This is a genomic window from Chryseobacterium gallinarum (assembly GCF_001021975.1).
GTDB lineage: Bacteria > Bacteroidota > Bacteroidia > Flavobacteriales > Weeksellaceae > Chryseobacterium > Chryseobacterium gallinarum.
Map to the genome: position 1 here is coordinate 248,361 of NZ_CP009928.1, position 22,980 is coordinate 271,340.

Sequence of the window (22,980 nt, forward strand, 5' to 3'; positions counted from 1 at the left end):
AAAACTTTTGAGACTTTGTGGTGGAGTTCTAACCACTGATGACACAGATTGACACAGATGTTTACGGATAGCTTTTAGTACACAAATAAAGCAAATACAGTGATTCGTAGTCTTCTATTAATATTCAAAAAGGACACTTCCCCATGTAAATCCGCTTCCGAAAGCAGAAAGAAGCACCAGATCCCCTCTCTTAATTTTTCCCTGTTCGATCGCCTCGCTTAAAGCAATTGGAATAGAAGCAGCTGTAGTATTCCCGTATTTCTGGATATTATTAAATATTTTATCATTCGGTAAACCAAACTTCTCCTGAACAAACTGTGCAATTCTCAGGTTAGCCTGATGTGGAATAAACATATCCAGATCCTCAACAGTCTTTCCGGCTTTATTAAGCGCTTCCATCATCGTTTCCGGGAATCTTGTGACTGCATGCTTGAAGACAAAGTTTCCATTCATAATCGGGTAAACTTCTTTATTCGTCACATGTTCAGGTTCTTTTCTCATTCTGTCACTCCATCCGAATTTAGAACCAGGGAACTGCGTGCACAACTCATCTGCATATTTTCCCTCAGAATGCATATTTACAGCCAGAATATCTCCTGCATTTTCATCTTCAGTTGCAGAAAGTACAACGGCTCCTGCCCCATCTCCGAAAATTACAGAAACCCCTCTTCCTTCGTCAGAAAAATCTAATCCGAAAGAATGAACTTCTGCTCCTACAACAAGTATATTTTTATAAGTCCCGGATTTAATGAATGCATTGGCGACACTCATAGAATATACAAACCCGGAACACTGGTTTCTTACATCTAATGCTCCGATGGTATCACAGCCTAACATATCCTGCAGCAATACTCCACATCCGGGAAAATAGTAATCGGGAGAAAGGGTTGCAAACACAATATAATCTATATCTTTGGGAGTAAGACCTGCATTCTCAAGCGCTTTTTCAGCAGCCTTACAACCTAAATATGCAGTGGTCTCCTGGGAATCATTTCTGTTTTTTCTGTGTCTTCGTTCCTTGATGCCTGTTCTCTCTGTAATCCATTCATCATTAGTAGTCATTAGTTTGGCTAAATCATCATTTGTAACAACGTTATCTGGAACATAAAATCCCACACCTTTTATTGTACTTTTAATCATATAGTTTTATAATTTTGGCAAAGATAGAACTTATTTAACACATAGTATTTCAAAATATTAGTATTTTTACTTTATGCCAATTGATACAATATACAGAAGCACCCACTGCGAATGGGTAGATGTAGAGGCTCCTACTGCAGAAGACCTGAAATTCCTTCATGAACGATATGAAATCAACAATCTTCTTCTGGAAGACACCATAGATCCCAATCACCTTCCGAAATATGAAGAAGATGGTAGTGTGAAATTTTTCCTTCTTCGTGAAAGCACGGAACTGGAACGAAAAAACCTCAACACAATCAGTGATATCAGTACAAAAATTGCGATTTTTTTGCTGGACAAAACGATTATCACCATTCACAGGATGAAAACCAGGAGTATTTCTGAAACGAAAAAAAAGCTTACAGGATCACAGGAAGAAACAACTCCGGAAAAAGTTGCGTTAATGATTGCCATCTTAATTATGAAAAGTTTTGATGATGAATCTATCAGCCTGCTGGAAACTATGGATAATATCGAAAATGAAATCTTCCTGAAAAACACCAATCATACCAGCCAGATCAGAAGGTTGTACAAGCTGAAACGAAAATCGGGACTCAATTCCCGGGTTCTGGTTATTTCTACGGATGCCATTGATAAATTCAAATTATTAAATTTACAGGATTCCCAGATTGTTGACTTAAAAGACAAGCATAAAGATGTAGTTGCGGATTTTGACCATTTAAACGCCCAGATTACCAACCTTATTTCCATGTTTCTTGCGCTCTCTGATCAGAAAGCCAATCAGGTGATGAAAGTTTTGGCTATTTATTCGGTATATTTTTTACCGATAACATTCATCGCCGGGGTTTACGGGATGAATTTTGATAATATGCCTGAGCTTCATCACAAATATGGCTATTACTTTACGTTAGGAGGTATGGCACTGGTTGTTATCAGTACGTTTATTTATGTGAGACGCAGACAATGGTGATTTTTACAGATAGATTCTATATTTCTCGCAGATTCACTGATTACGCAGATGATTATTGAATATCGTGCCTAATCTTATTGATCTTAAGTAACAATCTCTGATTTTTTCTTTGTCATCAATCCTGGCTATTAACAATCTTTAATAAAACAGGCTTAGGGTGTCCAAATAAATAGTAATTTAGAGATTGTTTCTCCTATGGTTCGTAATGACCTTTAAAAACGATTACAAGCAAAAACTTAAGCCTATGAAAACTGAAACCCTTAATAAAATTCTGGAAGATGATTCCCTTTCACAGGCGTCTAAAGACAAGCTTGCTGCTTTGCACGGGAATATTTCTGCCAAAGAATTTTCTGACCTTTTGGATGCGGAGGGCAATCAGTATATAGAATTTGTACAGGAAGGAGGCGGTGTCTGGGGAAGCGCCCTGGTAGGTTATCTTTATGGATTGGAAATCTTCGGGATCCGATTTTTGAAAGTAGCAGGAACCAGTGCCGGAGCCATCAATACCATGCTTATTGCAGCCTGCAAAACAAAGGAAGAGCCTAAAAGTGAGCTAATCAAAGAAATTCTGTTCAGCTGGGATTTTGCTGATTTTATGGATGGGAAAACGTATGTAAAAACAACGCTGCATGCGATGCTCAACAATAAAAATTTCTTCAGGACCAATGCTATCATTGCAGTTATTTTGTTCATTATTCTTATCAGCATCCCCTTTGCTGCTCCCTCAGAAAGCATTCTGAGTGCAAAACTAATGTTTTTAATCCCTTTGATTCCGGCAGTTATTCTTTTTTTCTGCATCAAAAAATTATACAACAATTTCAGAAAAGAGAACAGCGGGCTTAACCCGGGAAATGTTTTTCTGAATACGATGAAAACAGCTCTGGATAGCTTTGGAATCAAAACGGTAGCGAATCTCAATGAAAAGTTTATACAAAAAGAGTATGGCCTCAACCTCAGCTACCGGTATGGGAACGGACAGGAATATTATAACCTTACTTTAGCAGGTATTGAAAAAATCAAAGCTAAAAATCTGGAACATATTGATCAGACAAGATATAAGATTTTTTATGACAGTGCCGTTAATAATGATTATTATAAAAACAATCCATTTTATCTCCTCCGGTCGGAATATGTTATCATTACTACGGATATCAATGCCAAAATAAAGGTAGAGCTGCCTACTATGGCTAATTTATACTGGTCTGAAGAGGAACTGAAACACATAAGCCCGGCAGAATTTGTGAGAGCATCCATGTCTGTTCCTTTTTTCTTTGAGCCTTTTCAGAAAAGAATTAATAAGGATGAAGATTCTGTGAAGTATGCCTGGAAATTCTGGATGAATACCCAACAGGAAAACATTAATCCTGTGGGAGTTTTTATTGACGGTGGCAGCATTTCCAATTTTCCTATTGACCTGTTTCATGCTGATGAAGTTTTTTATCCCAGAATGCCTCTTTTCGGGGTACAGCTGACAAGTGATTCTGATCTTCTTTCTGAAAAGGGAAAAACTAGCGGGGAAATCCTTAAAACTCCTTTCAGCTACGCCGGAAATATTATCAGTACTTTAAAAGGGTTTAATGATAAAACCTTTCTTACCAAGCATAGTTTCTATCGTTTATACAGTATACAAACCGTCAATTGTGGCACCAGCAGCTGGCTGAATTTCTTTATGAAGCAGGAAGAGAAAGAGGATCTTTTCAACAGAGGCTTTCAGGCAGCCCTTGACTTCCTTAATCAATTTGACTGGGAAAAATACAAAGATGAACGCATGATGCTTACCATGAAGGAGAAAAAAATACTGAAGGAAGAGGATACACCGACGGTGGGGTAAGTTTTTTTTTAAGTATTTTAGCCCAAAGAATCAACAGAGGTTTGAATAATGACGTGAACCGTTCACAAAAAATTCGGAACAAATCTGGATTCACGAAAACTTACACACCATGGAGATACAAAATTCATTGAAAAAAGAAACAACTGAAAGGCTTGCTTATCTTTTTTTCATGGACCAGCATTATTACTCAAAAGAATACCTACAAGCAGTCCGGGAAGAATTACAGGACAGGAATTACAATTTCAATAACCTGAATGAACATTTATACATCCGATATTTCATGGAAGATCTGTATATAGGCTGGAGAAAGGAAGCAAAAAGAATGTTTGCAGAACTTTCCGCCAATGGATGGACCTATCAACAGCCGATATATTATAAATATTCATGGGGTTCTTTTACCATGAAAGGATTCCATACGGATGCTCATGAGCTATTGCATTCCATTTTGAACAAATATTTGAATATATACGGGGAAACCTGCTCTTCCTGTGGAAGCAAAAAACAAGTGTCCGGATCATTGGAAGAACCTTTATGCAGAAAATGCGAACTTAAAATACTAAAAAAGAGACGAATCAAAAATATCAATAAGTTTGGTTTCACTTATTATCGTAACAAGTTTCAACATGTTTTATGGACAGAAATCAAAAGAATAGAATTTGTGGTCACTGATGATCATTCTTTTGGTATTACCTTGAGCAAATTAACCGAGAAGGAAGAGCTGGAAAAAGAATACGATGAACATGATACAATCTCATTCCATAGTGATTCCTGTAATTTCTTCAAGCTGGTGACAAAGATTCCAAAAGAACTGCTTACGGAGCATCAATACAGGGAAATCCATAATATTTGCAATCATTTTGAAAAATGTATGGTCTGTCATCGAAAATCAGTGTTTGACGACCAATGTCTCATTTGCAGAAATAAAATAAGTTTCATTGAGTCTCCCAGCTCAAAAAGCCTGGAACGTTTCAAAACCAAAGCCGGAATATTGGCGTATAGGCAAAAAGATTTCAAAAGAATCTTAAAAGTGCTGCCCGCGTACAAATATTCTTACGAAACCGACTCTTTTTTCAAATCAAAATAACGGCAATTATGGGTGGGTTTATAGAATTATACAAGATTGATAAAGTTAAGATCAAAGAAAACCTGTATCCAAAAATTTCGGATACAAGTCTTCCTGATGTGTTTCTGGAGACCATTGATAAAAGGTTTGGAAGCTTTCGTGACTTTCTGAAGAGCGAACCTGAATTTTCTGCTATATCCTATGAAAGTATTCTGAAAAAACTTCAGCAAGAAGATTATACTTTAGAAAACGAAGAATTTACTGCTCTTTTTGATTGGTTTACCTGGTATTATCAAAATGATCATGAAGGAGATGAAGAAATATTTGCCCATCATGGATTCATCAGCATCTGGCATCTGACTACCCGCTATGAAGTTCCGCTTCTCTTTTCAGTTACAGCAATGGGAATTGAAGAATTTTATATTCCTCTTCTTGATCATGCTCAGGAACTGACAATTGACAGGATCTTAAGCAGTAATGATCTTCTGCTTATGGTTGATTACCTTATTCTTCTTTCCTTTAAAGTAGCTGTTTATATGGATTCTCCGGATGTAGAGCTAATGAGACAATCACTTGAAATCTCAAAGTTTGACACGTCTTTTAATCTTCATATCAGTACAGAAAAACATTTAAATACCTATCTTCAGGACCATGACTACATGTACCGTAATGAAATGACACATCTCCTTGAAGGAGGTTATGAATATATTCCCGGAATCATGATGAACATTAAAGAGAATCTTGGCAGTTATGAAGGGCCAATTTACCTTGACCAAAGCTACTAGTCGAAAGTGTATTCAAAAAATCAAGATACATAGGAACACTCTTTTCAATCCATTTATCCGAAGAGTCACGTTCTATCCCGTAATAAACAAATGGTTCTTTATATTCTGCCTTTATATAATCAAAGGTCAGCTCATAAGGCCTGAAAAGTTCCTTCATTGTATATTTATATTTTCCTGAAGCAGAATATCCTTCTTCATCAATTCCTGCAGTCACAGCCAAAGTCATTCTTTTTCCGGCCAGTTTATAGCCGCTGTTGCTTCCGTAAGCCCAGCCATGCAAAATAACTTCATCTAACCATTGTTTCAGAAGTGGCGGACTGCTGAACCAGTAAAATGGAAACTGGAACACAATCGTATCATGAGCTTCCATAAGTGTCTGTTCCTTCGCTACATTAATTTTACCATCAGGATAAGCTTCGTACAGCTGGTGAACGGTATATTTTTCAGGGTATTTTTTCAGTTCTTCAATCCATCTTTTGTTGATGACAGATTTTTCAATGTCAGGGTGTGTTACAATCACTAAAGTCTTCATTATATTTAAATTTCTACAGCAAAATTACGGTACATAACCTACATTTCGTACATTAGCAACCAATTGTATGGTACTATAAAAAATGTAAGTAATGACCAAAATAAAGGAAACCTCAACCAATTTTGCCAATAAAAAAGCTCTTGCAGACGAATGTCCGGAAGTTTATGCATCCAACATCATCGGTGGTCAGTGGGCGCTTGCCATCTGCTGTTATCTGATTAATGGGAAAATGAGATTCGGGGAGCTCAAAAAAAAGCTTCACAATATTACTGAGCGTATGCTTACCTTACAGCTCCGTAGGCTGGAAGCAGACAAAATTATTACCAGGACGGTTTTTGCTGAAGTACCTCCAAGAGTAGAATATGAGCTTACCGAAATCGGGTATAAACTGAAACCCATTATACAGGAATTTGAAAAATGGGGAAAAGAGCACAAAGAAATAACCCATAAAGAAGACCTGTCTAAAAGCTAAAACTATATGAAATGACAAGTGAGCCTGTTATTGTATGAGATTCCATTTATCATTCCATAAGTCTAAGTTATCTGTTGCTTATTATTTTCCACAAAGGTTTCTGAGCCAAAACTTTTGAGTGAATGGGGCAATTTTCAGCATGGGCACCTTCCAGATATCCGGTACTCATCAGGAATTCATTTACGATTTCCCCACCGGTAAATTTGAATGTTTTTTTGAAAATTTTCATCCATTCGGGTAAAGTTTTAGGGTGATGATACTCCAGCCATTTTTCAAATGACCCGAATTCTTTCTGAAGTTCAATAATAGTTTTCGCATTTTCAATTGCTGCATTCACTTTTAACTTATTCCTGATAATACCACTGTCATTCAGCAACCTTTCACGATCCTCTTCTGTGTACGCAGCAATCTTGTGAATATCGAAGTTATCATAGGCCTTCCTGAAACTCTCCTCTTTTTTCAAAACCGTTTCCCAGCTCAAACCTGCCTGGTTGATCTCCAGGATCAGTCTGCCAAATAATTCATTATCATCATGGATCGGAAACCCATAATAGTTATCGTGGTAATTTTTATGCAGCTCTTTTCTGCTTTCAGGCTTCATTGCTTCAATAGCTAAACAATAACTCATCTCAGTATGCTGTTTTAAAGTTTAAAATAATGGCATAAAGATAAGCCGGGATTGTGACAACTGTTAGTCAGTAGGGTTTATTTTTAAAGAAAGGAAGCGGGAGGCTGGAAGATGGGAGTTATATAGGCATGAAATTACTTATGAAAGTAAGAAAATTTTCCTTCTCTCGAAGGGGCGGCAAAAATTCTTTGAATTTTTGCCGCGGTGTTTTTCTATGAAAAAAATCACAGAGTATTCTCCGGAAATTTTTAAGCTCATTGATACCTGTTCCCACTGTTTATGTGTTGAGAATTTTTAAGATTTATTGAACTCAAATTAAAATAAAGTGTAGTTTTGTAATAATGCCAGGTACCAGTATCCATATCAGGACGTATAAAGCAATCATCACGATGCTTATATTGGCGTTTTCATTATCGCCATGCTCTTTAAAAAGAGATCTTCTTGATATTTTTGACATCCAGTACATCAGTGGCCTTAATAAAGTAAAAACCACCACAGGACTTTCCTTAACCTGTGATACTCCTACCACTTCCTCCACCGTATCTATTTCAAAAGCTAAAGCAAAATACAAATACAAAGGATCTCTTCCAGACCTTAATGCTACAGTAAAAAATATAGGGGAAGAAAATCTTAATTTCAATAAATACTCAGGTCGTTCTACCGGAAACAGCCCACCGAAATATATTTTATATAAAAGACTGAAGCTTAATCTGGTTTAATTTTTTTTAAGCCAATTTAAAATCAGTTTTTTTACAATACAATATTAATTTCAATGAAACATACTACAAACAGCCGGTCTTATGATCTGGCAGGATTATATACTTTATCCCTCCGCATGGTAATCGGGTGGACCTATTTTTCAGCATTCTGGCGCAGACTTGTCCTTGAAAACAAACTTATCCCCGACGAAAAGGGATATATCGGAGAAAAATTCAATCACTTTTTGCCTAACGCTTTAGGAATAAAACCTGTTATTGAATATCTGGTAACCCATCCTGATGCTTTACAGCGGTCTATGATGACCTTTACCATAATTGAAGCCATTGTGGGATTGTTTATCATTTTAGGCTTCTTTACCCGACTGATGAGTATAGGGATTTTCAGCCTGGCATTAGGAATTCTGCTTGGCTCCGGGTGGTTGGGAACCACTTGTTTGGATGAATGGCAAATAGGTGTTCTTGGGATTGCAGGGGGCTTTGTTTTATTTCTCACAGGAAGCGGGCCCTACTCCCTGGATCATTATTTTATCAGAACCAACAGGAAATTTACTCAGAAAAAATGGTTTTGCTGGCTGGGCTCAGGGATTTTGCCTGTTCCTAATCTGAAACATTTTGTGCTGGCAGGTTCCCTTCTCATCTTTGCCCTTACTTTGTATACCAATCAATACTTTCATGGAGGCGTGTGGGGAACATTGCATAATAAATCTGTAAAACCTGAACTTGAGATTTCTAATATCTCACTTCATCATCCGGATTTGCAATTTCAGGTTTATAGAACTGAAGGAGCTGATGTATACGGATCTTTTGTGATAGGAATCCATATCCTGGATAAAGACGGAAATATTTTAAAAGAATGGGATTACCGGCAACTCTCAAAGTTTCCTGAAGGAAATATCCGTAATCAGTATGTTGCTAAAATAAAGCCGGGAAAATACAGTCTTGTTGTTCCACTTGGTGCCAGAGCAGATATCACAGTGAATATTGATGACATTCTTCAAAAAGATAAAATACATGCGATAAAACTGGTTGATATCAGTGGTATTGAATGGACTGAAAACATCCAGTAAATTATCATTTTTAAGTGTTGGCTAAAGCCAATAACGGATTATAATAGAGTAATGGCGGGCTAAAGTCCGCCATTACTGAATTTTAAAATCAAGAATCTGTTATTTCCCGGATATGGTAGTTAAGTAACAGCAGGAGCTATCTGAATGAAGTTTCAATACTTTCATTTCAAGTAAAACATCCAGCCCCATAGTATCGCAAACACCTTGTACAAAAGGTTTTATGACCGGCCATTTTAACAGTCTGTCAATGTCAAGACTTTGAGCAATTTTGTGGTAGCGGTCTACTCCTTGTATCAACAATTCAACTTTGTGATCATTTAATTCTTTAAACTCGAAACTATATTCGGGACTGGATGTAAAAACTGCTCCTATTAATATTTTTGCTACCGCAGGAATACCGGGTTTGAGATGGGGTTTTGCGGCTAAATTCCTTGAAGCCATTGTAGACCCCAGATTATACATGAAAGCACTCGAAAGCTTATCAACCGCTTCACTTCCCATATTTTTTTCAATTTCTTTCAGCAATCCTCCATAGAATCCGCCTGTTATATCTGAGAGACGCTGAACCAGTTCTGTGAAAGTCCCGGGAAAAAAATCTGAAATGATCTGCACCTTGTCCATTCCGGGAAGGTAAATATCATTTTTCCGGAAGTCTGATAAGGCAACAAACGTTTCTGGTAGTTTCCCTGCATTCATAGGAAAAGTTTCTATGCTGGCAGAGCTCTGCCCAGGAGTATCATAACTGTTATGATTGGTTTTCATGATGTCGTTAGTTTATAGTTTTTAAAAGGAATACAGGGTTAATTTCCTAAGCTGTGACTTCCCTGCTATCCACTCATTATCTTGTAAAAAATAAATGTTTTTTATAATAAAACCTGCCAAGCATATGGTATAGGGTTGCAGACAGCAGATAATATTTTATCCGGTACAGAGGTAGATATTATCAATAATGTTATCAATTGGTATGCCTTAAAAACGCCGTTGGAAAACGCCGGTATTTACCTTTTGAAAAGGTATGCTGAAGGTGAGGGAATCTATTCATATTTTTGCATTTGGTACTGTAAATTTAAAAAAAATAAATAAATTCTCCAACAGGTGATATTGCTTTATTGAAAAATCTACAATTTATTAATGCAAAATAACACATCGTTAATATTGCAGCATAAAAAAACCTTCGAAAACTTCCGAAGGTTTTATAATTTAGTGCATGGCTTCACTCAAATCTATTTTTTCTTTACTTTTTCTTTCTTTAATAAACAAGATAAACGGAATGCATATTAAAAATATTACGCCGAGGTAAAGAAATACATCCATATACGACAATACTGTTGCCTGTTTGGTTACGGATAGATCCAGCATTTTATAAGCAGCGTTCATTGCTGCATCAGGGGTCATTCCCTTAGCTACAAAACTTGCTTTCAGTGCATTCAGTCTTTGCTGAACATCAAAACTGTTTTCGTCCAGGTGGGAAATTAAGTTATTCCTGTATTTCTGGCCGGCATTGGCAATAAAAGTAGTAATTGCTGCAATACCAAATGATCCGCCCAGCTGTCTCATCATTCCTGTAAAGGCTGCTCCCTGACCAATTTCCTGACCTTTCAGGGTACTCAATGACAAAGAGGTAATCGGAATGAACAATAACCCAAGGCCTGCCCCCCGTACGATCAACATCCAGAAGAAAGCATCTTTACTGGTGTCAGGGGTCAGGATTTTATACCCCCAGAAACTATAGATAAAGAAGATAAACAATCCCAGTGAAACTAAAATCTGCTGTTTGGCACCTTTTGTCAGCAATTTTCCGATAATAGGCATCATGAAAGCTGTCGTGAGGGCGGCAGGAATCATTAACGCTCCGGACTGAAGTGCCGTCCAGCCCAGGATACTCTGTGTATAAAGCGGAACGATGAATGTGGAACCATACAATCCAAACCCTAACACAAATGACATCACCGTTCCGATTCTTAAATTACCATTTTTCAATACCCTGAGCTCTACGATCGGATACTTGAAAGTAAGCTCCCTCCATAGGAATAATATAAATCCCAGCACAGCTGCTACGGTAAAGGCTACAATCATTCCGCTGGCAAACCAGTCTTCTTCATGGCCTCTTTCCAAAATGAACTGCAGTGATCCTACGGTCACAGCCAGTAAGGCAATCCCAATCCAGTCAACATCCGAAACTTTACGTTTTTCAGCATATTTCGGACTTCTTACAAATTGCAGTGTCATCAGAGTTGCTGCAATCCCGATAGGAATATTGATATAAAAAATATACGGCCAGCTATAGTTATCCACGATATATCCTCCAAGGGGTGGCCCTAACGTAGGCCCGATAATCACCCCCAAACCATAAATAGCCTGAGCCATACTTCTTTTTTCAATCGGATAAGACTCTGTAATAATCGTCTGCGAGGTAACCAATAAGGCTCCTCCACCGATTCCCTGCATCAATCTGAAGAATACCAGTTCCCAGATGTTGGTAGCATTTCCACATAAAAATGAAAATACGGTAAATATGATAATGGAGGCCGCAAAGTAATTTCTACGTCCGAATTGCTGGGAAAGCCAGCTCGTCATCGGTACAATAATTACGTTCCCAATGGCATAAGCGGTAATTACCCAGCCTACCTCGGAAAGAGTGGCCCCCAGGTTACCCTTCATTTCGTTAAGGGCAACGTTTACAATCGTGGAGTCCACAATTTCAAGCAAAGCACAAAGGATCGCCGTAATCGTAATGATTACCCTCCTGGCTCCATATTCTACTAATGATTCTTGCATAAGTTTTGTACGAGTGTTTGTATGAATGTAAAATGTACGATGTATTAATGATCTTAATAGACTTGGCTTTAGCTATTTTAAGCGAAGTTCTATTGATCAACCTTTCTGATTTTATTTCAAATCAGCTATTAATACACTACATAAGTACATGAAGACTATTTAAGCGAAACTTCTGCTTTCACATTCATTCCTGTTCTCAATCTTTTTGCAATATTCTTATCAAGGTTTACAAAATCAATTTTTACAGGAAGCCTCTGAACAACTTTTACAAAGTTACCACTCGCATTATCCGGAGGCAATATTGAAAATGTAGCTCCCGTTGCCGGAGAGAATGAGCTTACCACTCCTTCAAATTCTTTATCAGGGAAAGCATCAATTTCAATTTTCACTTTTTGTCCCTCCACCATTTTATCTACCTGGGTTTCTTTAAAATTGGCAACTACCCATTTCTGGTCATTTTTAACCAAAGCAAACAATTGGGCTCCTGCCTGCAGATACTGACCTGCCTGTGTAGGTACTTTTCCCACGTATCCGTCCTCAGGAGCCAAGATTACAGTATATGACAAATTTAATCTGGCATTTTCCACATCCACCTCTCTTTGTTTGGCAACAGAATTGGCTACACTGATCTGTTGTGAACTAGCTGCAGTCTGAGAAGATGCAATAGTGGTCTGCTGAGCGATCTGGTTTCTTTGCTCAACCAACACCTGAAGCTGTTTATCTGCAGATTGTTTTGCCGCCAGAGCCTGCTCATATTGCTGCTCCGTTATAGAATGATCTTTTACAAGGTTGGCATATCTTTTCAGGTCCTGTGAAGTTTTCCATACGTTTACCTTTGCCGCTTCAATCTGGGCGTTAGCCGTTGCTACAGCTGCCTCTGAACTGTTGATATTTTTAGAAGTAGCAGTAGTGGTAGCTTCCGCAGTAGAAATATTGCTTCTGGCTGTAGTCAAAGCTGCCTGTGCCTGTTCAAGAGCCATCTTCTGGTCCCTGTTATCCAGAATTACCAGGGTATCGCCTTTTTTAACGAACTGGTTGTCTTTTACCTTTACTTCTGCCACATATCCGGATATTTTAGAAATTACCGGGGCCATATTCGAAGCAATCTGAGCGTCATCGGTTTCTTCATGGTACTGCCCGTAAGTATAGGCTCTGTAACCATAGATTCCTCCTCCGATTACTACAGCTGCTAAAATGATAGGAAAAACTAAGCTTTTTTTCTTTTTAGGTTCAGCTGCCTGTGTATTATTATTTTCCATGTTGATTTCGATCTGATTATTTAATTGTTAAAGTTCCTGTTGTCTGTAATAGTTTTCTGTACGCCAATGCAGCGTCTGCTTTTGCATTGATTACCCCGATATTGGCAGCAATCTGAGCTGCATCTGCATCCAATAACTCGGTCATCGTAGCAAGGCCGTTGTCGTATTTATTTTTGGTAATTCTGTAATTTTCATTAGCCTGTTCCGCAGATTTTTCAAAAACTGAAATTCTCTTTTTTGAATAATCATTATTCTGATATTCCCTGTTGACGTCAAGCTTAATATTATCATTCAGTAATTCATCCGTAGCTGCCAATTGTTTTTCTCTGGCCTGGGACTGCCTCAATGATGAATTTTCTTTCCAGATATTGGACAGGTTATAAGATATTCCGACTCCCACGTTCACAGCATTATATACGGTAAGAAATTTCGGAATGTCTGCTGCTACATATCCTCCTGTAAAGGCTATGGATGGTAGATTTTCAGCTTTTGCAGCCTTTGTTCCCAATTCTGCTGCTTTTCTTTGCTGGGCCAAAGCCTGTAAATCCTTGCGGTTTTCCCTGGCCTGATTTACGTAAAAATCTACGGGTTTGATATCTGCTCCTTCTTCAATATAATTCTGATCCACTTCTATTTCAGTTGTTTCAGGAAGTCCCAGCAGCAAATCCATATTGATATTGGCAATATTGTAGTTATTTCTTGCTTCCAACAGCTGAAGTTCAATATTTGAAGTCTGAAGGTTTGCTTTTAACCTGTCGTTTCTGGCAATTAATCCGTTGTTTTCCATTTTAAGGAAAGTTTCATCTCTTTTTTGGGATGCAGCCAGGTTTTCTTCAAAAACCTTGATAGACTGGTTTGCTTTGAACAAATTGTTGTAAGCCTGAGCTACATTATAGGCAATTGCTGTTTTATCGTTTTCTGTACTAAGCTTTGCTGCCTCCACCAGGTATTTTGCAGACTGGATCCCATATTTAATCCGGCCGCCACTGTAAATAGGAACGCTTAAGTTGGCAGATCCGTAAAGAACCTGATGGATTTCAGGCCCTCCTGCCCCACCTGAAACGCCGGGTAATTTGATATCCACATTGGGTTTTATCGGAAGATACATATAGCTTCCGGAGACTTTCAATTCCGGCAACTGTCTGTTTTTAGCTTCCAAAAGATCAGCAGTAGCCTCTTCAATTTTGGCTGCATCGATCTTAAGATTCTTGCTGTTCTGGATTCCCAGCCGCACAGCTTCGTCAAGAGAAAGGGTTCTTTTCTCCTGAGCATTTACATTGGCTATTCCTATGAATAGTGCCAATGCAATCACTGAGTTATTTATTCTCTTCATAACCTAAAAGGTCTTTTAGTAAATGTTTTATATGTTTATTAAGCTCTGTATAAAATTTTTCATCAAAAACCTCCTCATCTTCTGTATTATTCAGGAATTCCTTGTACATTTCTTTGGCATTGAACGCATAAAATAATGTTCCGCTTATTGTGGAATGCAGCAGATAAATAGGGGGATTCTTTGTAAAAACACCGCTTTTCAATCCACTCTCCAGTATCCGGGAGTACATGGAAAGGAATGACATTTTGGTTTCTTTCAAAAATGCTACGATCTGCGGGTTGTCAGTATGAAGCTGTTCCCGTTGCATAATCCTGTAAAAACATTTCTGGGTTCTTATTCTATTGGAAAACTGATCTATTATTTTTTCAATCTTCTGCCATTCGTTCAGATCTGTTCTTTCAACAATATCCCTTGAGAAAAACTGCCCTTCATTCATCCTGTATTCTACCAGCTTCTCATAAAGTTTTTCTTTTGATCCAAAATAGTAAGAGATCATAGAGATATTTACATTTGCTGCTCTGGAAATTTCCCTGGTGGAAGTTCCGTCAAAACCTTTTTCTGCAAAAAGTTTTTCAGCTGCAAATAATATATTTTCTTCTTTTGAAATCATATCACTTCTATTTTCAGGGCGCAAATTTACATAAGTTTTAAAGAAAATCAAACGATTGATTGATTTTTTAATATAGATTTAATGTATTGCAGGCAGAAGACATTTTCTATGAAAAAAATAAATATTGTTGACATCTTATTAAAGCTGTTAGAAAGTCAGCCGCAACGAGAACGAGACTTTAAATAAAAACTCCGGCGTTTGCCGGAGTCTTACTTAGAAATTAAGATAAAAGGATTTAATTTGTAACAATCATTTTTTTAGAATCTACAACTTTACCATCTGCCATCAAATTATAAATATAGGTTCCCGGAGTCAATATACGGGCAGAAACACTGATCTGCCTTTCCCCTTTTTTGACGGGAATAGTCTGAAGCTGTTTTCCTCCGAGATCGTATATGCCGATTTTAAGATCTGTACCCTCAGCATTAAACTTAATAACGGTCTCCTGGTTAAAAGGATTGGGAACATTTTGCTCTAATGAATATGGTACCGGAGTTTTTTCATTCAATGCCCGCGTCGCTTTTCCTTCTGAAAGAGTACTGATCTTCGCTTCCATGGCTTCCATTTTAGTTTTTAATTCATTAATTTCTTTTTTCTGATCTTTCAGTTCATTAAGTAATAATGGTATAAATTCAATGTAATTAAGCGCATAATTTCCTTCTTCATCTTTGCTGACAAGGTTAGGAAACTCCTTTTCCACTTCCTGTGCCATAAAACCAAAATGCAGTTTTTCAGTGTCTGTATTTCTGTAGGTATTTCCATTCTGATTTTTATTTTTTAAAGTGTATGAATACGAACTGATATTCAATAAGCCGGAAGGCCCTTCTTTTAAAGGTCTGATATTATCTTTTAACCTTTTATCAGAAGTGGTAACAAAGGCTTGCCCCCGAACAGTACCGTACACATCCAATGCAAAGGTAGAAGAGGCATCAGTACCTACTCCCAACCCGGCCATATAAATTCCATTGTTGCCTCCTGATATGGTACAAAAACCGCATCCTGAGCCATTACCTCCATTCAGGAAATTTAAATAGGCAACTCCTCTGATAGAATTGATAAGTGTCCCATTACCAAAAGAAGGACTTGAATACATAATCAGATTGGATGATTTTAAGTTCCCGTCTTTATCATTATACATCATTCTGTCTTCATTCACAGTATTAGATAAAGAACGCAATCCGAAAACACCACCGTAGGTCAGCCAGTTGATCAATGACGGACTGGGAGTCGGAAGCAGATTAGTGGGATAGGTATAAATTTCCGTAATATTGGGGACGTTACTGCCAACTATGGCTTTATATCCGTGCGTTATTTTCAATGCAGAAACCGAAGAATTGCTATTGATATCCAGGCGTGAAGCCGGAGTTGCATTGGCTATTCCCACATTTCCGGAAGTAGTCGTCGGTATAGTGGTACCTGTCCATACATTCTGAGCCGAAACAGAAAAACCCACTCCTGATAAAAGAAGCAGACTTGCAAAAGTTTTGATTGTTTTCATACTATAGTTTTGTTTAATAATGTTGAATAATGACCCGGAAGTTCTCATAGAAATCCTTCAGTCCTGTTTAAATATACTAAAGCCTCAAGGACAAAGAAATAACCAATCAATAAGTGTTAAGGTTCTGGCTGTAACTGTGATCATTTTAGAAATAAATGGAAACAGCATATTATAAAGGACAAATGTAAACTCAAAAGTTTCCGAAATGTATAGAAATCAGAAAGTCCGGTTGTTACCCGGACTTTTATGAATATTTTAAAATTCAGCAGATAGCACCTTCCCTGGTGAAAATTTTATGTGTTTTTATGAATGTATCTTGACAGCTTTATTCCGAGATCTGTCCAAACGATCTTAGGATTGCCATTCCGGGTCAAATGAAGGTCAGCAGTATTTATTTCCTCCAGGATACTTTCGATATTCGCTCCACTGATGAATTTTGAAAACCCCGTCCAGTTGAATCCATTGGCATTGATTTTTTTATACACCAAGCCTTCTGACTGGTAATTCTGAAGCAATGCCAGCCGGAAAATTTCAGAGCAATAATTTAAAAAATTTTTCTGTTTTTCCCTGTTCCATCCTGCAATTTCCCTGGCCCAGAAAATGATGCTTTTAAGGTATTCCGGTTTCTTTTTTACCATAAACGCGTCCCGGACCCATTGTACAAACAGCTGTTCAAACTCATTCGTTTTATCTCCTGAATTCAATAGTTTAACGGCATCATTAAGATTTCCCTGAGCTTCATGAACAATTTCCCGCACTTTTTCTCCGGAAACGGAGAAATTCTTTGTAAGGTAATTTTCGAGATCCTCATCTTTAATTCTCGGAACTTCAACTACCTGTGTTCTGGAAAGAATGGTGGGAAGAATATCATTGGTACTTTCTGCTGTCAGGAGAATGACTGTTTTTGCCGGAGGTTCTTCCAAAAATTTTAAAAATTTGTTGGAAGCTGCTACATTCATCTTATCAGCCCTCCAGACGATAAGGATTTTGGTTCCTCCTTCGAAACTTTTCAGGGAGAATTTTTGGTTCTGATCATCAATTTCATCTGCAGAAATAAAAAGCTGTTTATTTTCAGATTCCAGAAAGGCAGCCCAGTCATCATAACTTGCATATGGAGTTGCCAGAATCATTTCCCTGAATTCTTCAAATTTATTTTTGCTTAATGAGTTTTTATTATCTGTAAAAACAGGAAAGCTAAAATGCAGGTCCAGATGGTTAAGATGTTCCACCTTTGAGGCTGCATGTTCATTCTCCTGATTTAAAATTTCGCGTGCATAAGCTAATACAATAGGTAATGTTCCATATCCTTCTTTTCCTACGAAAAGCTGGGCATGGCTCACCCTGTTTTCAGCAATGCTGTCCCTGAGAAGTTTTTTAAGATAATCTTGTCCGGCGATATTCTCCCAATTCATGTCCCAAAGATAAAAAAACTGGAGAAGAAGAGACCATACAATGCTCAATTTTTGCTATAGAAAATCAATAGTGAATAAATTAATCAGGTTGGAAGCCGGGAGTTAAAAGATAGAAGTTATAAAAGCCATAAAGGATAACTATTCATCAGTTTTATCTTATTTAAAGTAAGTTTAATCGTATTATAGATTCTTATATGATAAATGAAAGTAATTTCCAGCCCCTTCTTCCTGCTTCCAGACTTTTATAATTAATTTTCTTAAACGGGCCAGTCCGAGCGAAGCTCATTTATCTTTCACAATTCTCTGAATAAAAATTCATGTTCATAATCGCCTAAACGTTCAAAATTTCCCATTATAACAAGCCTTAACAAACTTTAACCACATATAATTTTTACAATTCATTAATATTTAAGATATTTGCGCATTGTTTTAAAAATAAAGAATGAAAAAAATCTTTGTAGTATCATTCATATCAGTTGGATATTTTCTAAATGCACAGAGTCTAAGTAACTCTCCTTATGCGGCATACGGAATCGGGGATGTAAAATATGATAATACGATAGAAACTGCTTCCATGGGAGGTATCTCAACGGCTTTTATAAGTGATTTCACCAGTAGTTTCAACTTTGCAAACCCTGCAAATAATGCCAACTTTGAACTTACAAGCATCAGGCTGGAAGCTACCAATGAAAACAATTATTTCAAATCGAATTACAACGATATGAAATCTACAAAGCATTCTACTTATCTTTCTAATATTGCTTTGGCATTTCCTTTATCTTCAAAGGTTAAGATGGGGCTTTCCTATCAGCCATACAGTTCTAAAAGTTATGATATAACAACCAATCAAACGGTAGATGGTAATGCTTACCAGAATGCGTTTAAAGGAAGCGGTACTCTGAATACGGCTCAGGTAGCAGTTTCCTACAAAATCAATCAGGAATTCTCAGTAGGGGCGAGAGCCAATTTATATTTTGGGGATTTATATGATCTTAATGAGTTCCGTGCTGCAAATGCAGAATTCATTAATGGTTATGAAACCAAAAACAGGGTTAGAAATTTTAATTTTACCCTGGGTACAAGCTATCAGACTTTAAATACCCGTACCGACAAAAAATTTACAATAGGTGCTACTGCAACCTTCGGGAACACCAGTAATATGACCACCGAATATACCAACAGCACATACAGGTATACTGATGCAGCCGGAACAAAAGCAAATGAAAGTATTATAGAGCAAAAAAGCGTAAGTTCTAAAAACCTTCTTCCGCTACAGGCATCTGTGGGGGTAGGATATGGAAGTGAAAACCATTGGTTCGTTTCAGGACAGCTTGATTATAAAAAAGGAGAAAGTATTACTTATTTCGGCCAGACCAGGGACTTCCAGGATACATACAGAATTTCTGCCGGAGGATGGTACCTGCCAAACTACAACAACTTCAGAAGCTACTTCTCAAGAGTAATCTACAGATATGGTGCTTTCTATGAAAGAGGTAACCTGGCAATCAATGGAAACGGACAACTTGATCCTAATGGAACCAGTATCAATAAATTCGGTATTTCTGCCGGTGTGATGCTGCCATTCAAAAACAGTAGTATTACGAGGATGAGCGGACTGGAAATTGGAGTGGAAGTTGGTAAAAGGGGAACTCTTAAAAACAACCTGATTAACCAGAATTTCATCAATCTGAAAATTGGCTTTAACTTTGCCGATAAGTGGTTCAGAAAAGCCCTTTACAACTAGAATGAAGTTCTTTAAAAAAATATCATATAAAAATATAGCATGCCTTTTTAGTTGTGCTATATTTTTTATATTGACATCCTGTGAAGAAGATCTTACCAAAGCCAAAGGAAACCAAAGTAAGAATTTCCCTTCACAAATCATTAACAATGCCAATATTGTACAACGGGATTCCGGTTTTGTAACATTAAAGGCCAAGGCTCCGATTATTGAAAAGTATGAGCTAATAGACAGTGCTTATACCGTAGCCAGAAAAGGAATCGATATTCAGTTTTTTGATAAGAAAAAGCCCAACGTCCCGGGAACCATTAAAGCTAAGTATGCTAAATTCTATGATTATAAAAAGTTTTACGAGGCAAAAGGGGATGTGAGGATTACCACAAATGAAGGACAAAAATTTGCCATGCAAAGTATTTACTGGGACCAGAGAAAAAACAGGATTTATACTAAAGATACGGTGTATGTAACGATGGAAGACGGTTCTACCCTGGTAGGTGCCAATGGAATGACTGCCAAGGATGACTTTTCTGAATATACCTTCTACAACAATTCAGGAGATTTCAGCTCAAAAAGAATTTCTGAAAATAAAAAATAAATCCCGATTTATGAAAACCCTGGCTATAGGATTGATGTCCGGAACGAGCTTAGACGGATTAGACATTTGCCTTGCTGAATTTGAAAAGCAAGAACAATGGACATTTCAGATCCTGAAAACAGAGACTATCCCCTACTCCGAAAGTTGGGAAAGCAAGCTTAGAAATGCCATTCATCTTTCTGCAGAAGAATTACTGGAGCTTCACTCAGAATATGGATTCTATCTTGGAAAACAGGTTTTACAGTTTATAGAAAAGTACCAGCTTGAAAACATCAGTCTGATTGCCTCACATGGCCATACCGTTTTTCATCAACCTCAAAGAAAATTCACCCTTCAGATCGGGGATGGCCGTGCCATCAAAATCACCACCGGATTACCTGTAGTTTATGACTTCAGGAGTCAGGATGTACTGATGAATGGAAACGGGGCTCCGCTGGTTCCTATAGGGGATGAATTGCTTTTCCCGGAATATCATGCCTGTCTTAACTTAGGCGGCTTTTCAAATATATCTCTGGCATGCAATGGCAAAAGAATAGCTTTTGATATTGTACCCGTCAATATTGTTTTAAATAAACTGGCCCAGCAGCTGGGCAAAAGCTTTGACGAACAAGGCGATCTTGCCCGGAAGGGAAAAGTGGACGAGGTTTTGTTAGCTAAGCTAAATTCACTGGATTTCTATGGGCAGCACCATCCAAAATCCCTGGGAATAGAATGGTGTAACCAGTATATTTTCCCCATACTTGAAAATATAGAAACCCAGAATTCACTGGCAACATTTACAGAACATATTGCCCAGCAAATTTCAACCGTGATCAACCGTTATAATATCAGGAATATTCTTTTTACCGGCGGAGGAGCTTACAATACTTTTTTAATTGAAAAAATAAAGGGTAAAACATCTGCGGAAGTTATTGTTCCAGTGAAAGAAATTATAGAACATAAAGAGGCTTTAGTTTTCGCCTTCATGGGCGTTTTAAGAATGAATAACGAAATCAATGTTCTTTCTTCGGCCACAGGAAGTATCGCAGATCATTGCTCGGGAATTATGCTGTAATTATTTTTCAACAATTCCGGGATCAGGCGCAAAGTTGAGAAATTCAGGAACAAATGAACAGCCGTAAAACTACCATAGAGGCCACAAAGTGTGGTAACTCATAATCAAAAAAACCTTCATTGCTGAAGGTTTTTTTAATATATTATTTATAGGCTTCGATCTTATCTGTCAAGGTATTGATAAAGTTCTGTAATGGTTTTTCTACCATCATTTTAATGAATGGGTTGAATTTTCCTTCAAACAACATCTGAACTTCTGTCTGATTTTCACTGATAGGATTTAATGTCGCTGTCAATGAAAAATCCAAACTTGAACTTGCTGATTTTAATACTGCTTTCTGATCATCAACTTCATCTATTTTTAATGCAATTTCAGGCATTCCCTGTAATCCAAATTTAAATCCGTTATCTCTGGTTTCAAACTTTTGAAGACCATCCGGCATAAATTCTTTATAATTTTCAGGTGACTTCAGCAGCTCAACCAGTTCTTTCGATGATTTATTGACAATAATTTTTCGTCCTTCTAAATTCATTTTTTATTTTTGTATTTAAATTCTTAATTCTTACAAATGTATAAAGTTTTTGTCAACGAAAAAAAATTATTACTATCTAAGCATCCTGAGGAACTTGAAAAGAAGCTTAGGTATGAAAGTTACATGACTTTAGAGATTGCATTGGATCTTTTAGAGAATACTTCGGTGAAGGAACTTAACGTTTTCGGTGAGAATATTGATGAAATATGGCAGGAATTCCAGAAGATGTTCAGGATTATAGAAGCCGCAGGAGGAGTTGTCAATAATCCTGAAGGAAAAATCTTATTTATCAGGAGACTGGGCAAATGGGATCTTCCCAAAGGGAAAATGGAAAAAGGAGAATCGCGGGAAGAGTCTGCCGTAAGGGAAATTGAAGAAGAAACAGGACTAAAGGATGTAGAACTGGTACAGTTCATCAATACAACCTACCATATTTATATAGAAAGAAATGGTGAGAAAATCTTAAAATGCACACACTGGTTTGAAATGAACTTTAATGGTGAAGATACTTCAAAACCACAAATAGAAGAAGGCATTACTGAAGTTGCCTGGAAAACCATTCCACAAATTGAGAGCGAGGTTTTTCCAAGTACATTCCAGAATATTAAGCTTATTGTCAAAGAATTTTGGGATTCGGAGAAATAGTTTAGGCGGGGAGCTGGAAGAATGAAGATGGAAGTACTGTCCGACGGTTAGTTTCTTAGGGACATTTAATGAAAAAATTCAAGCACAGGGAACTCTGGTATTTTTTGGCGGGGAGCTGGAAGAATGAAGATGGAAGTACTGTCCGCCGGTTAAGTTCTGGCGGTTATTTAACGAAAATTCTTAAGGTTGTTGTATGTATCAACAGGGATGCTCTTCATCCATCTTCAAGAATTCCAATCTTCAGCAAAATCTATAATTAAATCAAAAAAAGAAATCCAGCTATACTTCACCTTCAATAACTTCCCTCTCCCAA

23 protein-coding genes are annotated in these 22,980 nt (G+C 37.4%); 12 read left to right on the top strand and 11 right to left on the bottom strand.

Going from position 1 to position 22,980, the window contains the following annotated elements; translation table 11 throughout:
* Nucleotides 1–117: 117 nt before the first annotated feature.
* A complete protein-coding gene (locus OK18_RS01080) occupies nucleotides 118–1,140 on the bottom strand; it encodes a 3-oxoacyl-ACP synthase III family protein (protein WP_050020164.1) in 1,023 nt (340 codons plus the stop codon).
* Nucleotides 1,141–1,213: 73 nt separating this feature from the next.
* On the opposite strand from OK18_RS01080, the gene OK18_RS01085 reads away from it, so the two are divergent.
* The 4 genes from OK18_RS01085 (at nucleotide 1,214) to OK18_RS01100 (ending at nucleotide 5,792) form a co-directional block, all read left to right on the top strand.
* Complete coding sequence (locus OK18_RS01085; RefSeq protein WP_053326808.1) at nucleotides 1,214–2,113, top strand: magnesium transporter CorA family protein; 900 nt, start codon at nucleotides 1,214–1,216, stop codon at nucleotides 2,111–2,113.
* A 244-nt stretch (nucleotides 2,114–2,357) separates the two neighbouring features.
* Nucleotides 2,358–3,944, top strand: a complete 1,587-nt coding sequence (locus tag OK18_RS01090; protein WP_053329259.1) for a patatin-like phospholipase family protein — start codon at nucleotides 2,358–2,360, stop codon at nucleotides 3,942–3,944.
* Between the two features lie 109 nt (nucleotides 3,945–4,053).
* Entirely contained in the window at nucleotides 4,054–5,028 is a 975-nt protein-coding gene (locus OK18_RS01095) for a hypothetical protein (RefSeq protein WP_053326809.1), read from the top strand.
* An 8-nt stretch (nucleotides 5,029–5,036) separates the two neighbouring features.
* Nucleotides 5,037–5,792 carry a hypothetical protein gene (locus OK18_RS01100; RefSeq protein ID WP_053326810.1) on the top strand — a complete coding sequence of 252 codons (756 nt, stop codon included), beginning with the start codon at nucleotides 5,037–5,039 and terminating at the stop codon, nucleotides 5,790–5,792.
* On the opposite strand, the gene OK18_RS01105 is transcribed toward OK18_RS01100, so the two are convergent.
* A complete protein-coding gene (locus tag OK18_RS01105; RefSeq protein ID WP_053326811.1) occupies nucleotides 5,737–6,324 on the bottom strand; it encodes an NAD(P)H-dependent oxidoreductase in 588 nt (195 codons plus the stop codon). The two genes, OK18_RS01100 and OK18_RS01105, sit on opposite strands and share 56 nt — an antisense overlap.
* A gap of 91 nt (nucleotides 6,325–6,415) precedes the next feature.
* Between OK18_RS01105 and OK18_RS01110 the strand changes: the two genes are divergently transcribed.
* Nucleotides 6,416–6,796: a winged helix-turn-helix transcriptional regulator gene (locus OK18_RS01110; protein ID WP_053326812.1), complete on the top strand. Its 381-nt coding sequence runs from the start codon at nucleotides 6,416–6,418 to the stop codon at nucleotides 6,794–6,796.
* A gap of 67 nt (nucleotides 6,797–6,863) precedes the next feature.
* Here OK18_RS01110 and OK18_RS01115 read toward each other — a convergent pair whose 3' ends face one another.
* On the bottom strand, nucleotides 6,864–7,424 hold the full coding sequence (locus OK18_RS01115; protein WP_050020156.1) for a DNA-3-methyladenine glycosylase I: 561 nt from the start codon (nucleotides 7,422–7,424) through the stop codon (nucleotides 6,864–6,866).
* A 341-nt stretch (nucleotides 7,425–7,765) separates the two neighbouring features.
* On the opposite strand from OK18_RS01115, the gene OK18_RS01120 reads away from it, so the two are divergent.
* On the top strand, nucleotides 7,766–8,143 hold the full coding sequence (locus OK18_RS01120) for a hypothetical protein (RefSeq protein WP_053326813.1): 378 nt from the start codon (nucleotides 7,766–7,768) through the stop codon (nucleotides 8,141–8,143).
* Nucleotides 8,144–8,196: 53 nt separating this feature from the next.
* On the top strand, nucleotides 8,197–9,210 hold the full coding sequence (locus OK18_RS01125) for a TQO small subunit DoxD (protein ID WP_053326814.1): 1,014 nt from the start codon (nucleotides 8,197–8,199) through the stop codon (nucleotides 9,208–9,210).
* 99 nt (nucleotides 9,211–9,309) lie between these two features.
* On the opposite strand, the gene OK18_RS01130 is transcribed toward OK18_RS01125, so the two are convergent.
* The 7 genes from OK18_RS01130 to OK18_RS01165 form a co-directional block, all read right to left on the bottom strand.
* Nucleotides 9,310–9,972: a hypothetical protein gene (locus OK18_RS01130; protein WP_053326815.1), complete on the bottom strand. Its 663-nt coding sequence runs from the start codon at nucleotides 9,970–9,972 to the stop codon at nucleotides 9,310–9,312.
* A gap of 438 nt (nucleotides 9,973–10,410) precedes the next feature.
* On the bottom strand, nucleotides 10,411–11,988 hold the full coding sequence (locus tag OK18_RS01140) for a DHA2 family efflux MFS transporter permease subunit (RefSeq protein ID WP_050020150.1): 1,578 nt from the start codon (nucleotides 11,986–11,988) through the stop codon (nucleotides 10,411–10,413).
* A gap of 155 nt (nucleotides 11,989–12,143) precedes the next feature.
* A complete protein-coding gene (locus tag OK18_RS01145) occupies nucleotides 12,144–13,247 on the bottom strand; it encodes an HlyD family secretion protein (protein WP_050020149.1) in 1,104 nt (367 codons plus the stop codon).
* Nucleotides 13,248–13,263: 16 nt separating this feature from the next.
* Nucleotides 13,264–14,580, bottom strand: a complete 1,317-nt coding sequence (locus tag OK18_RS01150) for a TolC family protein (RefSeq protein ID WP_053326817.1) — start codon at nucleotides 14,578–14,580, stop codon at nucleotides 13,264–13,266.
* Nucleotides 14,564–15,190 carry a TetR/AcrR family transcriptional regulator gene (locus tag OK18_RS01155; RefSeq protein WP_053326818.1) on the bottom strand — a complete coding sequence of 209 codons (627 nt, stop codon included), beginning with the start codon at nucleotides 15,188–15,190 and terminating at the stop codon, nucleotides 14,564–14,566. The genes OK18_RS01150 and OK18_RS01155 overlap by 17 nt, the downstream gene beginning before the upstream one ends.
* Before the next feature lie 235 nt (nucleotides 15,191–15,425).
* Nucleotides 15,426–16,688, bottom strand: coding sequence for a tail fiber domain-containing protein (locus OK18_RS01160; protein ID WP_167336346.1), 1,263 nt, complete (start codon nucleotides 16,686–16,688; stop codon nucleotides 15,426–15,428).
* 293 nt (nucleotides 16,689–16,981) lie between these two features.
* Nucleotides 16,982–18,100: a DNA polymerase III subunit gene (locus OK18_RS01165; RefSeq protein WP_053326820.1), complete on the bottom strand. Its 1,119-nt coding sequence runs from the start codon at nucleotides 18,098–18,100 to the stop codon at nucleotides 16,982–16,984.
* 442 nt (nucleotides 18,101–18,542) lie between these two features.
* On the opposite strand from OK18_RS01165, the gene OK18_RS01170 reads away from it, so the two are divergent.
* The 3 genes from OK18_RS01170 to OK18_RS01180 are packed head-to-tail and all read left to right on the top strand — an operon-like array spanning nucleotide 18,543 to nucleotide 21,490.
* On the top strand, nucleotides 18,543–19,844 hold the full coding sequence (locus OK18_RS01170; RefSeq protein ID WP_050020144.1) for a hypothetical protein: 1,302 nt from the start codon (nucleotides 18,543–18,545) through the stop codon (nucleotides 19,842–19,844).
* Nucleotide 19,845: 1 nt separating this feature from the next.
* Nucleotides 19,846–20,436 carry an LPS export ABC transporter periplasmic protein LptC gene (gene lptC, locus OK18_RS01175; protein WP_050020143.1) on the top strand — a complete coding sequence of 197 codons (591 nt, stop codon included), beginning with the start codon at nucleotides 19,846–19,848 and terminating at the stop codon, nucleotides 20,434–20,436.
* A 10-nt stretch (nucleotides 20,437–20,446) separates the two neighbouring features.
* Nucleotides 20,447–21,490 carry an anhydro-N-acetylmuramic acid kinase gene (locus tag OK18_RS01180; RefSeq protein WP_053329260.1) on the top strand — a complete coding sequence of 348 codons (1,044 nt, stop codon included), beginning with the start codon at nucleotides 20,447–20,449 and terminating at the stop codon, nucleotides 21,488–21,490.
* 142 nt (nucleotides 21,491–21,632) lie between these two features.
* Here the strand turns inward: OK18_RS01180 and OK18_RS01185 are convergent, their stop codons facing one another.
* Entirely contained in the window at nucleotides 21,633–22,022 is a 390-nt protein-coding gene (locus OK18_RS01185) for an SRPBCC domain-containing protein (protein ID WP_050020142.1), read from the bottom strand.
* Between the two features lie 36 nt (nucleotides 22,023–22,058).
* Between OK18_RS01185 and OK18_RS01190 the strand changes: the two genes are divergently transcribed.
* On the top strand, nucleotides 22,059–22,667 hold the full coding sequence (locus tag OK18_RS01190) for an NUDIX hydrolase (RefSeq protein WP_053326821.1): 609 nt from the start codon (nucleotides 22,059–22,061) through the stop codon (nucleotides 22,665–22,667).
* A 68-nt stretch (nucleotides 22,668–22,735) separates the two neighbouring features.
* On the top strand, nucleotides 22,736–22,927 hold the full coding sequence (locus tag OK18_RS21020) for a hypothetical protein (RefSeq protein WP_156173194.1): 192 nt from the start codon (nucleotides 22,736–22,738) through the stop codon (nucleotides 22,925–22,927).
* The last annotated feature ends 53 nt before the right edge of the window (nucleotides 22,928–22,980 follow it).

Bases quoted from the DNA above. Each gene is read 5' to 3' on its own strand.
- OK18_RS01080 (WP_050020164.1), bottom strand. From the start codon at position 1,140: ATGATTAAAAGTACAATAAAAGGTGTGGGATTTTATGTTCCAGATAAC.
- OK18_RS01085 (WP_053326808.1), top strand. From the start codon at position 1,214: ATGCCAATTGATACAATATACAGAAGCACCCACTGCGAATGGGTAGAT.
- OK18_RS01090 (WP_053329259.1), top strand. From the start codon at position 2,358: ATGAAAACTGAAACCCTTAATAAAATTCTGGAAGATGATTCCCTTTCA.
- OK18_RS01095 (WP_053326809.1), top strand. From the start codon at position 4,054: ATGGAGATACAAAATTCATTGAAAAAAGAAACAACTGAAAGGCTTGCT.
- OK18_RS01100 (WP_053326810.1), top strand. From the start codon at position 5,037: ATGGGTGGGTTTATAGAATTATACAAGATTGATAAAGTTAAGATCAAA.
- OK18_RS01105 (WP_053326811.1), bottom strand. From the start codon at position 6,324: ATGAAGACTTTAGTGATTGTAACACACCCTGACATTGAAAAATCTGTC.
- OK18_RS01110 (WP_053326812.1), top strand. From the start codon at position 6,416: ATGACCAAAATAAAGGAAACCTCAACCAATTTTGCCAATAAAAAAGCT.
- OK18_RS01115 (WP_050020156.1), bottom strand. From the start codon at position 7,424: ATGAGTTATTGTTTAGCTATTGAAGCAATGAAGCCTGAAAGCAGAAAA.
- OK18_RS01120 (WP_053326813.1), top strand. From the start codon at position 7,766: ATGCCAGGTACCAGTATCCATATCAGGACGTATAAAGCAATCATCACG.
- OK18_RS01125 (WP_053326814.1), top strand. From the start codon at position 8,197: ATGAAACATACTACAAACAGCCGGTCTTATGATCTGGCAGGATTATAT.
- OK18_RS01130 (WP_053326815.1), bottom strand. From the start codon at position 9,972: ATGAAAACCAATCATAACAGTTATGATACTCCTGGGCAGAGCTCTGCC.
- OK18_RS01140 (WP_050020150.1), bottom strand. From the start codon at position 11,988: ATGCAAGAATCATTAGTAGAATATGGAGCCAGGAGGGTAATCATTACG.
- OK18_RS01145 (WP_050020149.1), bottom strand. From the start codon at position 13,247: ATGGAAAATAATAATACACAGGCAGCTGAACCTAAAAAGAAAAAAAGC.
- OK18_RS01150 (WP_053326817.1), bottom strand. From the start codon at position 14,580: ATGAAGAGAATAAATAACTCAGTGATTGCATTGGCACTATTCATAGGA.
- OK18_RS01155 (WP_053326818.1), bottom strand. From the start codon at position 15,190: ATGATTTCAAAAGAAGAAAATATATTATTTGCAGCTGAAAAACTTTTT.
- OK18_RS01160 (WP_167336346.1), bottom strand. From the start codon at position 16,688: ATGAAAACAATCAAAACTTTTGCAAGTCTGCTTCTTTTATCAGGAGTG.
- OK18_RS01165 (WP_053326820.1), bottom strand. From the start codon at position 18,100: ATGAATTGGGAGAATATCGCCGGACAAGATTATCTTAAAAAACTTCTC.
- OK18_RS01170 (WP_050020144.1), top strand. From the start codon at position 18,543: ATGAAAAAAATCTTTGTAGTATCATTCATATCAGTTGGATATTTTCTA.
- lptC (WP_050020143.1), top strand. From the start codon at position 19,846: ATGAAGTTCTTTAAAAAAATATCATATAAAAATATAGCATGCCTTTTT.
- OK18_RS01180 (WP_053329260.1), top strand. From the start codon at position 20,447: ATGAAAACCCTGGCTATAGGATTGATGTCCGGAACGAGCTTAGACGGA.
- OK18_RS01185 (WP_050020142.1), bottom strand. From the start codon at position 22,022: ATGAATTTAGAAGGACGAAAAATTATTGTCAATAAATCATCGAAAGAA.
- OK18_RS01190 (WP_053326821.1), top strand. From the start codon at position 22,059: ATGTATAAAGTTTTTGTCAACGAAAAAAAATTATTACTATCTAAGCAT.
- OK18_RS21020 (WP_156173194.1), top strand. From the start codon at position 22,736: ATGAAAAAATTCAAGCACAGGGAACTCTGGTATTTTTTGGCGGGGAGC.